The following is a 14,180-nucleotide window of genomic DNA, read 5'->3' as shown; positions in this document are numbered from 1 at the left end:
CCCCGCCATCATGCGGGCGGAACACCTGAATGGCACCCTCTTCCCCTAACTGCTGGAGACCGGTGCGCAGCTGTTTGGCCCGCATCGGGTCGGCCACTTCAACGGCCTGAAAGATTTCCGGCGCAAAAAAGGGCAGACCGGTGTACTGCAGTTTTTCGCCTTCGGTCAGCGTGTCGCCGAGCTGCAGCAATCCATGGTTAGGCAAACCGATAATATCCCCCGCATAGGCCTCTTCGAGCAATTCGCGACGCTGCGACAGAAAGGACATCGCACTGGCTGTGCGCATGCTCTTACCTGTCCGGCCAATCTTGAGCTGCATGCCGCGCGTGAACTTGCCGGAGCAGATACGCACAAAGGCAATGCGGTCACGATGCGCCGGGTCCATGTTGGCCTGCACCTTGAAGACTACGCCAGAAAAAGCCTGCTCATCCGGATCGACGACCCGCTGAATCGCGGCTCGCGACTTCGGAGCTGGCGCCAGCTCCGACAAGGCGTCGAGCACTTCTTTCACGCCGAAGTTGTTGATGGCCGAACCAAAGAACAGCGGTGTCTGCTGACCATTGAGAAACGCCTCTTTGTCGAACGCTTCCGAGGCGCCACTAATCAGCTCCACTTCCTGTTGCGCCTGTTCAAACTCGGCGCCAAAGCGATCCGCCAGTTGTGGATGCTCGAAGCCTTGCAGCGTTTCCGATTCAGTCTCCAGTCGATCTTTACCGGACCGGAACAAACGCATCTGGTCTTTACGGATGTCATACACACCCGCAAAGCGCTTACCCATACCGACTGGCCAGGTAAATGGCACCACCGTCAGCTTGAGCACCTTTTCAATTTCATCCACCAGGTCCAGCGGATCTTTCACTTCGCTATCGAGCTTGTTGATAAAGGTAATGATCGGCGTATTGCGGGCGCGACACACTTCGAGCAGACGCAAGGTCTGCGGTTCTACGCCATTACCGGCATCAATCACCATCAGCGCCGCATCCACGGCGGTAAGCACACGATAGGTGTCTTCAGAAAAGTCCTGGTGACCCGGTGTATCCAGCAGATTGATCACGCAATCGCCATACTCCATCTGCATCACGGAGCTGGCCACCGAAATGCCCCGTTGCTTTTCAATTTCCATCCAGTCCGACGTTGCATGACGACTGGCCTTACGTGCCTTCACGCTACCGGCAATCTGGATCGCACCCGCGAACAGCAGCAACTTCTCTGTCAGCGTCGTTTTACCGGCATCCGGGTGGGAAATAATGGCAAAGGTTCGACGCCGCTGCACTTCCGGGCCAATACTCTTGGCGCGTTGGCCTCCGGTAGCCGCTGTCGGCACTGCGGCGGGGGATACATCGGCCAGTGTTTCCTGGCTCGGCAAATCACTCATATAAACACCTTGAAAAAAAACAACCGGCCGCAGCCGGTTGTTTCCTGAAACATTAGAAACTTAAATCACGTAGCGGCGCACACGCACCGACAACTCTTCCAGTGCACGTACACCCGATGCTTCTGCCTGCTTGCACCACTCCTGCAGACTTTGTACCAGCTGGTCACGCGAAGCGTTGGTCTTTTCCCAGATCGCCACCAACTGGGTACGCATCGTACACAGCTGACTGAGTGCCGGGCTTTCTGCCAGAACGCTATTCACCGGTTGACGCAATTCAGCTGGCATCTGTTGCAGATCGCCGGCCACCCAGCGGGATGCCTGGCGCAAGGTCTTCTTGTCGGCCAGGGCGTGATCATGCTTGTGATGCTCCAGAGTCCGAGCAAACTCATGGCGGATCGCCTTGCCATAACGGGTCATCAGATCAAAGCGATGCGTAATCACCGCATCGAGCGTTTCGGCATTCACCACAGTCGCTTCCTTGCCGAGCTTCGGACGCGGGGCCACTTTCTTGACCTTGGCCAGACCCAGCATTTCCATCGTACGGATGTACAACCAGCCGATATCGAACTCATACCACTTGTTCGACAGCTTGGCCGACGTCCCGAATGCATGATGGTTGTTATGCAGCTCTTCGCCACCGATGATGATGCCCCACGGGAACAGATTGGTCGAAGCATCCGGGCAGGTGAAATTACGATAACCATAGAAGTGGCCGACGCCGTTCACCACGCCTGCCGCCCAGAACGGGATCCAGACCATTTGCACCGCCCAGATCGTCAGGCCGATCGGACCAAACATGATGATGTTGAAGATCATCAGAATCGACACACCAACAACCGAGTGGCTGTAGACATGACGCTCCATCCAGTCATCCGGCGTACCGGCACCATAACGCTTCATGGTTTCGTCATTCTTCGATTCGGCACGATACAGCTCCGCACCCTGCCACAGCACCTTGCGCAGACCGAAAATCTGCGGGCTATGCGGGTCTTCCGGCGTTTCACACTTGGCATGGTGCTTACGGTGAATCGCCGTCCACTGTTTAGTCACCATACCTGTGGTTAGCCACAGCCAGAAACGGAAGAAATGCGACACGACGGGGTGTAATTCCAGCGCACGGTGCGCCGAATGGCGATGCAGATAAATCGTCACACCAGCAATCGTGATGTGCGTCACGATCAGGGTGTAAACCACATAACCCCACCAAGGCAGATCGATCAGTCCGTTGAACATGTATGGGCTCTCCTAGAAACGAAACAGGCGGCTTAACGACGATATCAAGACCGCAGTGCTGCAACAGCACAATTCATGGGCGAAAGTCTACCTGATGAATGAAATCAATGAATTATAACACTTTGACGCCCTAAGTCAGGGCACAGCCGGTGCTTTCAACCCCCGTTTTTTGATGTGGGGCAAAAAACACACAGATATCAGAAGTCATCCAGGGTAAAACGGATGCGCAGTGGAATCTTCAGATTCCGTCCTTGCAATTCCGTTGGCACTGGCGTGCGCTCGACCGCCACACGGGCCATGGTCAACGCCGCCTCATCAAGGGTCGGGGAACCGCTACTCTTGCCCGGCATCACGACTGGCGGGCCACCGGTTCGGGTAAGGACCACGATCACTTCACACAGCCCTTCGTGCCCCCGGGCTCGAGACACTTCAGGATATCGCCGTGCTTTACGGGCTTCCATGCCGAGCGCCAGACGATAACGTTGCAACGCATCGGCATCAACCCCTTCGCGCGCCGACTCCGGCGCCCCACCCTGTACCCCTGCTCTGGAAGCCGCATTGGGCATGACGGACGGATCCCCCTGGGCCACGCCGATGGGCATCGGTGCCTGAGTCTGGGGCTGGTTGGCCGCCCGCGCCGCCTCTTTAGACTGACGTGGCAGGCTATCCTGCTTGGGCAGGATCGGTTTTGTCTGTGAGCCAGCTGACAAGGGCAACGCCCGTTGCGCTTCCCGGCTCGCCTGATGCACTACATCGCCCGGACCACGCAATACAGCCGACAGCGGTGCCTGGGGCATCGCCACGGGCGTGGCATACAGCCAGAGCCCCAAGGGCAAGATGATGAGCAGATGCAAGGCCACGGACAAAGCCACCGCCCAGCGCAAGCTTAATGGCCACGATCGCCAGAGCCGGGACACCCATCGCATCAGGTCGATGCCTCCGGCCGCTGACCCGCCGTCATGCGCGGATTACCACTCAGATCCTGCCGGGCCATCACCGGGTCCAGTCCTGCCGCGTGCCAAAGGCTGGCGACCTCGGCCGACTGATCATGACCATGCTCCACCAGCAACCAGCCACCGGGTTTCAGATGCGATGCTACCCCAGCAGCGAGGGCACGGTAGGCGCTTAAACCATCCGCGCCATCTGTCAGCGCCAGCAGCGGCTCATAACGGACGCCATCTCCCCCCAGATGCGGGTCAGTTGCCGGAATATAGGGCGGATTACTCACGATCAGATCCAGCCCTTCCGGTACAACCCAGCCGTCAAACCAGCTGGCACAACACAGATCAACGTTGTTTAAACCCAGACGATCCCGATTAACGGTCGCTACCGATAGGGCCGCCGGAGAAATATCCACCGCCAGAATCCGGGCATCCGGGCGGGCTCTGGCCAAGGCCAGCGCAATGGCACCACTGCCCGTACCCAGATCAGCAATCTGCGGTGCAGATTTGCCATGCAGCACCTCCAGCGCCCAAGCCACCAGATCTTCGGTTTCGGGGCGCGGCACCAGCACGTCTGGCGTCACCGCCAGATTTAATCCGTAAAAACCCGCTTCACCCACCAGATAGGCGAACGGCTCTCCGGCAGCGCGGCGCATCACCAGGGCTTGATAATGCTGCCTCTGCGCCGGTACCAGCAACACGTCCGGATCTGCAATCAGCGCCGCCTGGCGGCACTGACAGACAAACTCCAGCAATAACCGGGCATCCAGGCGATCAATATGCTGCCGAGCCCACTGCAGGGCGGCAGCACGGGTTAAGCGTGGCTGCGCGTCCACACGGATCAGTCCTGCTCGGCTAACGCTGCCAGCTGCTCGGCCTGATGCTCAGCGGCCAAACCACCGGTCAGCTCATCCATATCACCATCCATCAGATACGCCAGCTTATAGAGCGTCAGGTTAATGCGATGGTCGGTCATCCGGCCCTGCGGGAAATTATAGGTACGGATACGTTCGGAACGATCCCCACTGCCAATCAGGCTCTTGCGGGTCGCCGCTTCCTTGGCATGCTGTTCGCGTCGACGTTGGTCCTCGATTCTTGCCACCAGCACCCGCATCGCCTGATCCCGGTTCTGGTGCTGCGAACGGCCATCCTGGCACTCCACCACGGTACCCGTAGGCAAGTGGGTAATACGCACCGCCGAATCAGTTTTGTTAATGTGCTGACCACCGGCCCCGGAGGCGCGGAAGGTATCGATACGCAGTTCGGCTGGGTTAATGGTCACAGCCTCCAGCGCATCGGCTTCTGGCATCACGGCGACGGTACAGGCGGAGGTGTGAACGCGCCCCTGCGTTTCGGTCTCGGGCACCCGTTGCACGCGATGACCGCCAGACTCGAACTTCAGCACCGAATAGGCGCCCTGTCCGACCACACGGAAGATGATTTCCTTATAGCCACCCAGGTCGGATTCACTGGCCGAAATTACCTCGGTCTGCCACCGGCGACGCTCAGCATAACGGCTATACATACGGAACAGATCGCCCGCGAAGAGGGCCGACTCATCGCCCCCCGTACCAGCACGGATTTCTACAATGACGTTCTTATCGTCGCTAGGGTCACGCGGCAAGAGCAAGGTTTGTAACTGCCGTTCGAACTCGGGCAATTCGGCTTTGACTGCCGCTATTTCCTCTTGCGCCAGACTTTTCATATCCGGGTCGGCCAGCATCGCTTCTGCCGCCGCCAGATCATTCAATCGCTGGCAATAGCTTTCGTAGAGCACGACAACCGGTTCAATCTCGGCGCGCTCTTTGGAGATCCGGCGGAAATCATCCAGATCATCGTGGACACCCGGCTCGCTCAAACGCAGATCCAGTGCTTGCAGGCGATCAGCCAGTTGGCGAAGTTTATCGAGAAGACTGGGTTTCATGGCGGGTGTCAAAGAAATGGTGCGGATGGCCGGACTTGAACCGGCAAGGCTTTCGCCGGCAGATTTTAAGTCTGCTGTGTTTACCAATTTCACCACACCCGCATCAGGCCGATATTGTACCGCCTAGCAGGCTGCTTCAAACGGTATCAGGCCAGTAAATTCCAGAGCATTTTGCTGGCAAGCAGTGCCAACATCACGCCAAAAGTCCGTTTGAGCTGTTTGACCGGCAGGCGGTGTGCCACGCGGGCACCCACGGGTGCCATAAAAATCGTGGAAACCACTACCCCGAAAAATGCCGGCAGATACACAAATCCCAGATGCGGCCCCGGCAAATCGGTCAGAGACCACCCACCCACGATATAACCAATCACGCCCGCTGCGGCAATCGGAAAACCCAGGGCAGCCGATGTACCTACTGCCTGGCGGATCGGCACATTACACATCACCATGAATGGTACGGATAGAAAACCACCGCCCGCCGCTACGAGGCTCGATACCCCACCGATCAATCCACCAACGCCCATCAAACCCGATCTTCCCGGCAACTGGCGTGTCGGTTTGGGTTTGATATCCAGCAGCATCTGCAGCGATGCCCAGTAAACGATCAGTGTAAAAACCGTGGCCATCGCATCCGTTGGCACCCGACTGGCAAATAGACTACCTATGAGCGTCCCCGCGACCAGGCCCGGCGCCATACCAAGGAAGACATCCCAGCGTACGCCACCTTGCTGGTGGTGCGCCCGCATACTCGAAATCGAGGTCACCACGATGGTCGCCATGGCTGTCCCTAGGGCCAGATGCATGATCTGAGCATCGGCAAAACCCTGCGCCTGAAACAGCAGCAACAGAATTGGCACGATGGTGAGGCCACCACCCACACCAAACAGTCCGGCAACAAAACCGGAGCCCAGGCCCAATAGGACATAGGTCAGCAGCCAGAGCGTCATTCGCCCGCCTCCCAGCCGGCCATAAACTGGCGCATGGCCACCTGCAGTGGCTCACGATCTGTTGGTGAGGCCTTATTGATCGCCGACAACGGCCCATGCAGAAACTTATTGGTCAGGCGTGTCGCCATCTGCTCCAGCACCTGGTCGGCAGACTCGCCCCGCTGCAAGCGCTTGCGCGCCAGCGCCAGCTCCTGAGATCGCAACTGATTGGCACCATCACGAAATGCCTGAATCACAGGCACATGGGCGCGACGCGCATGCCAATCCAGAAAATCCCCTAAGCGGGCAGCGATAATGGATTCAGCTTCAACAACCGCCGCCTGTCGCGAAGCAACGCCGCTTTGCACCACACTGGCCAGATCGTCGACGGTATACAGAAACACGTCATCCAGATCGGCGACTTCCGGTTCGATATCTCTCGGCACCGCCAGATCGACCATGAACATCGGACGATGACGGCGCGCCTTAATAGCGCGTTCCACCATACCCAACCCGATAATGGGCAGGGAGCTGGCCGTGCAGGACACCACCACGTCAAACTGGGGCAACATATCGGCGACCTGAGTCAAACGGATCGCCTCACCATGAATCTGTTGCGCCAGCGTACTCGCCCGCTCTACCGTCCGGTTGGCGACCACGAGACGCTTTGGCTTGCAGGCTGCAAAATGCGTGGCACACAGTTCCACCATGTCACCCGCGCCAACAAACAGCACCGACTGTTCGCTCAGCTCATCAAAGATGCGCTCGGCCAGCTTCACTGAAGCAGCCGCCATCGAGACAACGCTTTCACCGATCCCGGTGGTGCTTCTAATTTCCTTAGCGACCGCAAAGGCATGCTGAAACAGACGGTGCAGATGGCTACCGAGGGCACCGACCTGGTCGGCTGTTCGAACGGCGTCCTTCATCTGTCCAAGAATCTGGGGCTCTCCGAGGACCATCGAATCCAACCCGGCGGCAACCCGTAACGCCTGCCGCACGGCATCCTGTTCGGTATGGAGATAGAGGTAGGGGCGTGCTTCATCCAGCGACATACCCGCATGCCGCATCCACCAACCCAGCACGTCATCGGCATGCTCACCCGACACATAAAGCTCTGTGCGGTTACACGTAGAGAGAATGGCCGCTTCATCGACCGCACCCGATTGACGCAGCGTCACCAGCGCAGAACCCACCGCTTCGGCCGCAATCGCCACCCGCTCCCGAATCGCCAATGGCGCGGTGTGGTGGTTAAGTCCGATGAGATGAAGCGGCATAGATCCCGGAAAGGTCGATATTATCAATTGTAAATTATAGCATCCGCAGCCCTGACAGCCGCTTGCAGCAAGGCATTGGCGCTAAATCTCACAGACAAAAAAAAGACCCGGGCCACAGCCCGGGTCTTTCGTGCCACACAAGGTGGCTGGAATCGAACTACTTAGTGGCCAGAGGCACCAGCAGCACCGATACCGGTTTCCGAACGAACAAACTGTGCCGGATAACCTTCGCGGTCGATCTTGGCACGCGCGCTGCCGTCCATTTTCGACACAAGCCAGATGGTGGCAAATGCAGCCGTCATCGAGAACAGGGCCGGCGAACCGTACGGGAACGGTGCACTACCCTTGGCATTGCCCATCACCGCTTCATACACAGCCGGCGACAGGATGGTCAGACCAGCCGAAGCCAGCAGACCCACGAAGCCACCAACCACGGCACCCTTGGTCGTACAGTCTTTCCACATGACCGACATCAGCAGCACCGGGAAGTTGGCCGAACAAGCGATGGCGAAGGCCAGCATGACCATGTAAGCCACGTTCTGCTTTTCAAACATAATGCCCAGGATGATTGCCAGACCAGCCAGTAACAGCGTGGTGATCTTCGACACGCGCATTTCGGCAGCCTGATCAGCCATACCCTTCTTAACAACGGTCGCGTACAGGTCATGCGACACGGCCGAAGCACCGGCCAGCGTCAGACCAGCCACCACAGCCAGAATGGTTGCGAAAGCCACCGCCGAGATGAAGCCCAGGAACAAGTCACCACCCACAGCGTTCGACAGGTGGATAGCAGCCATGTTGCCGCCGCCCTTCAGACCCTTGGCCAGATCGCCATCGACGTAGTACGCAGCCGGATCCTGAATCAGGAACACGATCGCGCCGAAACCGATGATGAAGGTCAGGATGTAGAAGTAACCGATCCAGGTCGTTGCCCAGGCAACCGACTTACGGGCTTCCTTGGCGTTCGGCACGGTGAAGAAGCGCATCAGGATGTGCGGCAGACCAGCCGTACCGAACATCAGTGCCATACCAATCGAGATGGCCGAGATCGGATCCTTGATCAGCGCACCCGGCGACATGATGGCGTCGTGCTTGCTGTGAACTTCAACAGCCTTGGCAAACAGGGCTTCCGGGCTGAAACCGAAGGCGAACAGCACGGCAACGGCCATGAAGGTTGCACCCGACAGCAGCATCACAGCCTTGATCACCTGCACCCAGGTCGTTGCGGTCATACCACCGAACAACACGTACAGACACATGATGATACCCACCAGGATCACAGCGTAGGTGTACTCGAGGCCGAACAGCACCTTGATGAGCTGACCTGCACCCACCATCTGGGCAATCATGTAGAAGGCCACAACCACCAGTGTACCCGTAGCAGCAAACACGCGAACCGGGGTCTGCTCAAAGCGGAAGGCAACCACATCGGCGAAGGTGAACTTGCCGAGGTTACGCAGGCGCTCTGCCAGCAGGAAGGTGATGATCGGCCAACCGACCAGCCAGCCGATCGAGAAGATCAGGCCGTCAAAGCCGTTAGCGAACACCAGGCCCGAAATACCGAGGAACGAGGCTGCCGACATGTAGTCACCAGCAATCGCCAGGCCGTTCTGGAAACCGGTAATACCACCACCGGCGGTGTAGAAGTCCGCAGCCGTCTTCGTTTTACCTGCAGCCCACTTCGTAATGTAGAGGGTGAAGGCAACAAAGATGCCGAACATGGCGATAGCGGTCCAGTTCGTGGCTTGCTTGGCGGTGTTACCCAAATCCGCACCTGCAGCCAGAGCCGCACCACTCACGAGGAGTGCGCTCAGCGCAATAAGAGTCTTGTTAGTTTTGGTCATTTTTGCACGTCCTTCAGTACGGCCTCTTTCAGTGCGTCGAATTCCGTGTTGGCCTTGCGCACGTAGACAGTCGTAATTGCAATCGTGAACAGAATCACGCCGAGACCCACCGGCACACCGAGCGACATGACGCCGTCACCGATTTTCTGGGCGAAGATAGCCTTGTCAAAGGCCAGGGTCAGGATGAAGCCAAAGTAGGCAATGAGCATGAGCACGGTGCAGATCCAGCTGTAGCTGTTCCGAACCGAAACCATTTCATTGAACTTGGGGTCTGCCAAGATCTTGGCGGTTGTGGGGTCTAACATGGATTACTCCTCCTCTTTATGGATGCGCTAATGGATTACACATTTAGCGCGTGGAGCAAGGGTACGAATCCACGCTTACAGACGGCTTACACTTTTAATCATTCCGTAAGTATTTACTGATCGTTGTAAAAAAACCACAACATCCCTTACGCCCCAGGAGCCTCGACACCCGAAGTGGGCACGATCGACACGGGCACGGGTGTCGCAGCCGAAAGCCTTACATCGCGCTGGGGATAAGGCACATCAATGCCGGCACCATTCAACTTCTCCAGAATGTCACAGCGCAAATCGCTGTCGACGCGACGGCCATCGGTGCCCGTCTCAATCCGGATCCAGTACCGAAGCGTAAAGATCAAGGCGTTATCACCCAGATCATCCAGCACCACCATCGGCTCCGGATGTCGCATCACATCAGGGTGCTCCATGGCTGCGCCCTGCATCAGATTTTTCACCTGAACCGGATCCGCCCCATAAGCCACACCCACACGAATTTCCCGCCGGATATCCGGGTTGCTGAAAGTCCAGTTGGTCAGCTTTTTCTCGACCAGCTCGCTATTCGGGATCAGCGTATCGATACCATCCGACTGATGGATCGTCGAGAAACGAATCCCGATGGACGTCACTCGCCCGCGCACGCCATCAATTTCCACCAGATCACCGATCCGTAATGGACGTTCAATCAGCAACATGACGCCGCTGATCAGATTCTTGAGCAGGTTCTGCGTACCAAAACCGATACCAATCGCCAACGCACCGCCCAGAAAGGCAAATACGCTCAGCGGTATTTGAACGAGGTTAAAACTTAGAATGATCAACGTTGCGGTAGACACCAGGGTCAACCAGCGGCGAATCACGGTTGCCGACGATGTTTTGAGACCAATGCGGCGCTCCGCCAGCCCGATCACGGCTCGGATCAGCCAAGAAACCATCACAAAACCCAGCACCAGGATACCAATAGCACCAATACTCTTACCCACGGTCACGCTGCGGGTGGTTTTGATCTCTTTGCCATCCGCAACCACGATATCATCGACCGTAAACAGCTCGTAATTCCATATTGTTTTGGCAATTGCCGCAGCACGCTGCCCGTAGCCCACGATACGTTCAGCCCACGTCTGCTCTGCTGCGTGAACCCCCAATTCCGACTGCAAGACAATGAGATAACGTTCGAATTTATCCAACGCCGCCAACACCAACCTTGCGTCATCGGTTTGTTCGGTGGCCGCCTTTAGGCGCGCCGCCATGGTCTTCTGATCGAGCGCAGACTTTGATGTGAGCAAGCCCTCACGGAGATCAAAGGCTTCCTGCTCTTTGGTCGTTAACGACTGCCGCAAGAGATCGCGTGCCTGACGCACCCGAACCAGGCCCGTGCGTACCCGCTGCGCAATTTCGTCCAACCGCGCTGCATTCGGTCTGGGTGTTGCATAAATCTCAGCACGCGCATCCCAAACCTGCAGACCATAGCCACCGATTTCAATCAGGTTGCGCAAAAGGTCGACTTGAGAACGGGCTGCCGCATCTTCTGCCTGGGCAACATCCAGCTCGGCCTTAGCCCGTGCCCGCTGCGCAGCAGGCACTTTAGCCTGATCGAGCGCCGCAAAGGCATTCTGGGCTTTCGTCAGCCGCACTGCTGCAGCTTCAGACGTATTCAGAGCCTTGAGCTCCAGGTCGCGATTACCATCAATCAGTGACTGCAGCTCCGCTTTCGCACTGGCCAACACCTCCGGAGACAAGGCGAAACGCCCGTCATAGTACTGCCAGGTTTTCTTCACCGTTTCCAGCCGGATGTCCTGTAGGGTTCGCTCGCTTTCCTTAAAGCGCCGCTCCAGATCGGTCCGGAGCAGGACAGCACTCGTCAGCGCCAGCCGACTTTGCAACAATTCCAGTTGCTGTCGGTCAGCATCCGATGCATTGGCCGCACTTTCCTGAAGCTGGCGCACCTTTGTTGCAACCGCCGTTTTTTCCTGACTGAGACCCACCAGCTGATTGGACACCGAGGCAATCTCATTTGAGAGCTGATCAATCCGAGACTCCAGCACCGTCATTTCGTTGTGGACAGCATCACCTACCAACACCGACCAAGGGGGCGAACCACTAGGGGGCAACCAATTGTCACGTTGTTGCTTGGCATCCTGAATTCTCTGAACATTCAGCGCGATACGTTTCAGGTAATCCACTTGTTCGGCATCGCGATCCGCCAAGGTCTGACGCAAATTGAATTGCTGTAGCAACTCCTGGCGTAGCCCCGCCGCGAGACCCGGTTTGCCCAACTCGCCCTGCAGCCGCACCACCGCGGCACGGGCATCGGCCAGACGCGCTTCGGCCGCAGCGAGATCCTGCTTGGGGTCAGTCTCCACCTCCTTGGGGGCAGGCGCTGCCTGAGTAGCCGGCTTGACCGGCAACAGGGAAGGCAACTGGGCATGGGCCAGCGAAACCACAACCGTTAAGCTCAGAAAAACAGCGGCAACATCAAACCGAATGCGCATGTCAGATACACTCTCAATCAACGATTTCAGATTATCGCTTATCAAAGCCCAAAACGATGACGAATACGCCCGAAGCAATCCCCAACGACTGCGGCAACTGCACATACTGCTGCAACGCCATGAAAGTCCGGGAACTGGAAAAACCGGCCAATACCTGGTGCCAGTACTGCAACAAGGGCAAAGGTTGCGACATCTATGACACCAGACCAGAATCCTGCCGGGTCTATGAATGCCTGTGGCTACGATCCCAGAAAATGGACAAACCCTTACCCGCTGCAACCCGACCCGACAAATCGCATGTAGTTGTCGGCACGCTTAGCGAGGGCAACGAAATTGTGCTCTACGTTCGCCCTGAGCATCGCAATGCCTGGAAAGCCCCAGCCTTTGCGCCAGCACTCGGTCTTTTCATCAGCCGTGGCGTCCCTGTCTACGTCAGTTGCAATGACCAGGTCGAGCGTATTTTTTAAGACCGCAGAATGACAAAAACCACCCTAAGGTGGCTTTTGTTATGTGGCGTGTCAGAGCCAATAGGTCTAATCAAACTTGGCTCTCATCAAACTCCAGCAATACGGCAGTTTCCTGCCAAATGACCGTTTACACAAAATTCAGGACACCCTCCCATCACGCAAATACATACACGGTGGCGTTGCCGTAGCAAGTTGTGCAAGACGTTGGCGTATTTGTTGTGTTGTTTGCGGTGCAAACTGCAACAGGTGCAAGTTTTCGTGTTGCATCACACGTGCCTCGCAACAAAAAACAACGTCAGTGCAAAGTTAAAACAGCGTTGTTGTGTTGTTGCACGTTTATGCACATACAAAACAAAACGCCGTGCGGTTAGGCACGGCGTTTTGGGTATGACTGGTGGCCAGTCTCGGAATCGAACCAAGGACACGCGGATTTTCAATCCGCTGCTCTACCAACTGAGCTAACTGGCCAGACATCCGAATTTTAACATCCGGATGACATAAAACATTAACGCTTCGAGAACTGCTTGCGGCGACGGGCGCTGTGCAAACCGACCTTCTTACGCTCAACTTCACGTGCATCGCGGGTCACGAAACCAGCCTTCGACAAGGCCGACTTCAGTTCGGCATCGTACTGAATCAGTGCACGGGTAATACCGTGGCGAACTGCACCGGCTTGACCCGACTCACCACCGCCAACCACGTTGACGTTGATGTCAAAGGTCGAAGCATGCTCAACCAGTTCCAGCGGCTGACGGACGACCATACGGCCCGTTTCACGCGAGAAGAAAATATCAACCGGCTTGCCGTTAACAACGATGTTGCCACTGCCACGCTTCAGGTAAACACGAGCAACGGCGCTCTTGCGACGACCGGTACCGTAGTATTGTTGTTCTGCCATAACGACCTCTTAGATTTCCAGCGACTTGGGTTGCTGTGCGGTGTGCGGATGAACACCACCGGCGTAGCACTTGAGCTTCTTGATCATGGCGTAGCCCAGCGGACCCTTCGGCAGCATGCCCTTAACTGCTTTTTCCAGAGCACGCTCCGGGAAACGCTGTTGCATCTTGCCAAATGTCGTTTCGTAGATACCGCCCGGGTAACCCGAGTGGCGGAAGTATTTCTTGTCTTCAGCCTTGTTACCGGTCACGCGGAGCTTTTCAACGTTGACAACAACGATGAAATCGCCCGTATCAACGTGCGGTGTGTATTCAGGCTTATGCTTGCCACGCAGGCGGCGTGCGACTTCGCTGGCAACGCGGCCCAGGACTTTGTCCGTGGCGTCAACGACGAACCAGTCGCGCTGGACTTCATGCGGCTTGGCGGAAAAGGTCTTCATTTTATGCACTTCCGTGGCGCCAGAGACGGCGCGGAATTTGGAAAAACGTGGATTCTAGCAACAGTCTCA

Annotated in this window: 13 protein-coding genes and 2 tRNA genes; 1 reads left to right on the top strand and 14 read right to left on the bottom strand. The window is 56.9% G+C overall.

Annotated elements, in window-relative coordinates:
- From AC3GOJ_RS05720 to AC3GOJ_RS05670, 11 genes are all read right to left on the bottom strand, one after another.
- Positions 1–1,375, bottom strand: a 1,375-nt coding sequence (locus AC3GOJ_RS05720) for a peptide chain release factor 3 (RefSeq protein ID WP_488236504.1), incomplete at its 3' end; no start/stop codon positions are given.
- 60 nt (positions 1,376–1,435) lie between these two features.
- Positions 1,436–2,608 (bottom strand): DesA family fatty acid desaturase, encoded by a 1,173-nt coding sequence (locus tag AC3GOJ_RS05715; RefSeq protein ID WP_488236503.1) that lies wholly within the window; start codon positions 2,606–2,608, stop codon positions 1,436–1,438.
- 197 nt (positions 2,609–2,805) lie between these two features.
- Positions 2,806–3,534, bottom strand: a complete 729-nt coding sequence (gene tolA, locus AC3GOJ_RS05710; RefSeq protein ID WP_488236502.1) for a cell envelope integrity protein TolA — start codon at positions 3,532–3,534, stop codon at positions 2,806–2,808.
- Complete coding sequence (gene prmC, locus AC3GOJ_RS05705) at positions 3,534–4,385, bottom strand: peptide chain release factor N(5)-glutamine methyltransferase (RefSeq protein ID WP_488236501.1); 852 nt, start codon at positions 4,383–4,385, stop codon at positions 3,534–3,536. Before prmC ends, tolA begins: the two co-directional genes overlap by 1 nt.
- Positions 4,386–4,390: 5 nt before the next feature.
- The gene (gene prfA / locus AC3GOJ_RS05700; RefSeq protein WP_488236500.1) at positions 4,391–5,473 is read right to left on the bottom strand and encodes a peptide chain release factor 1; all 1,083 of its coding nucleotides are present in this window, start codon (positions 5,471–5,473) and stop codon (positions 4,391–4,393) included.
- Positions 5,474–5,490: 17 nt separating this feature from the next.
- A tRNA-Leu gene (locus AC3GOJ_RS05695) sits at positions 5,491–5,575 on the bottom strand.
- Positions 5,576–5,619: 44 nt separating this feature from the next.
- Positions 5,620–6,420 carry a sulfite exporter TauE/SafE family protein gene (locus tag AC3GOJ_RS05690; RefSeq protein WP_488236499.1) on the bottom strand — a complete coding sequence of 267 codons (801 nt, stop codon included), beginning with the start codon at positions 6,418–6,420 and terminating at the stop codon, positions 5,620–5,622.
- The gene (gene hemA, locus AC3GOJ_RS05685; protein WP_488236498.1) at positions 6,417–7,673 is read right to left on the bottom strand and encodes a glutamyl-tRNA reductase; all 1,257 of its coding nucleotides are present in this window, start codon (positions 7,671–7,673) and stop codon (positions 6,417–6,419) included. The genes AC3GOJ_RS05690 and hemA overlap by 4 nt, the downstream gene beginning before the upstream one ends.
- Before the next feature lie 161 nt (positions 7,674–7,834).
- Entirely contained in the window at positions 7,835–9,517 is a 1,683-nt protein-coding gene (locus tag AC3GOJ_RS05680) for a cation acetate symporter (protein WP_488236497.1), read from the bottom strand.
- Positions 9,514–9,822, bottom strand: coding sequence for a DUF485 domain-containing protein (locus AC3GOJ_RS05675; RefSeq protein ID WP_488236496.1), 309 nt, complete (start codon positions 9,820–9,822; stop codon positions 9,514–9,516). Before AC3GOJ_RS05675 ends, AC3GOJ_RS05680 begins: the two co-directional genes overlap by 4 nt.
- Positions 9,823–9,968: 146 nt before the next feature.
- Positions 9,969–12,308 (bottom strand): mechanosensitive ion channel family protein, encoded by a 2,340-nt coding sequence (locus tag AC3GOJ_RS05670; protein ID WP_488236495.1) that lies wholly within the window; start codon positions 12,306–12,308, stop codon positions 9,969–9,971.
- Between the two features lie 56 nt (positions 12,309–12,364).
- On the opposite strand from AC3GOJ_RS05670, the gene AC3GOJ_RS05665 reads away from it, so the two are divergent.
- Positions 12,365–12,775, top strand: a complete 411-nt coding sequence (locus AC3GOJ_RS05665; RefSeq protein ID WP_488236494.1) for a hypothetical protein — start codon at positions 12,365–12,367, stop codon at positions 12,773–12,775.
- A 392-nt stretch (positions 12,776–13,167) separates the two neighbouring features.
- Here the strand turns inward: AC3GOJ_RS05665 and AC3GOJ_RS05660 are convergent.
- The 3 genes from AC3GOJ_RS05660 to rplM all read right to left on the bottom strand — a co-directional run bounded on the left by AC3GOJ_RS05660 (position 13,168) and on the right by rplM (position 14,111).
- Positions 13,168–13,243, bottom strand: a tRNA-Phe gene (locus AC3GOJ_RS05660).
- A 37-nt stretch (positions 13,244–13,280) separates the two neighbouring features.
- The gene (rpsI, locus tag AC3GOJ_RS05655; RefSeq protein ID WP_488236493.1) at positions 13,281–13,673 is read right to left on the bottom strand and encodes a 30S ribosomal protein S9; all 393 of its coding nucleotides are present in this window, start codon (positions 13,671–13,673) and stop codon (positions 13,281–13,283) included.
- 9 nt (positions 13,674–13,682) lie between these two features.
- Complete coding sequence (rplM, locus tag AC3GOJ_RS05650; protein ID WP_488236492.1) at positions 13,683–14,111, bottom strand: 50S ribosomal protein L13; 429 nt, start codon at positions 14,109–14,111, stop codon at positions 13,683–13,685.
- Positions 14,112–14,180 lie beyond the last annotated feature (69 nt).

Source organism: Fluviibacter sp. (assembly GCF_057744235.1).
Note: the sequence above shows the minus strand (reverse complement) of the source record. Positions and strands in the feature narration are given on the sequence as shown.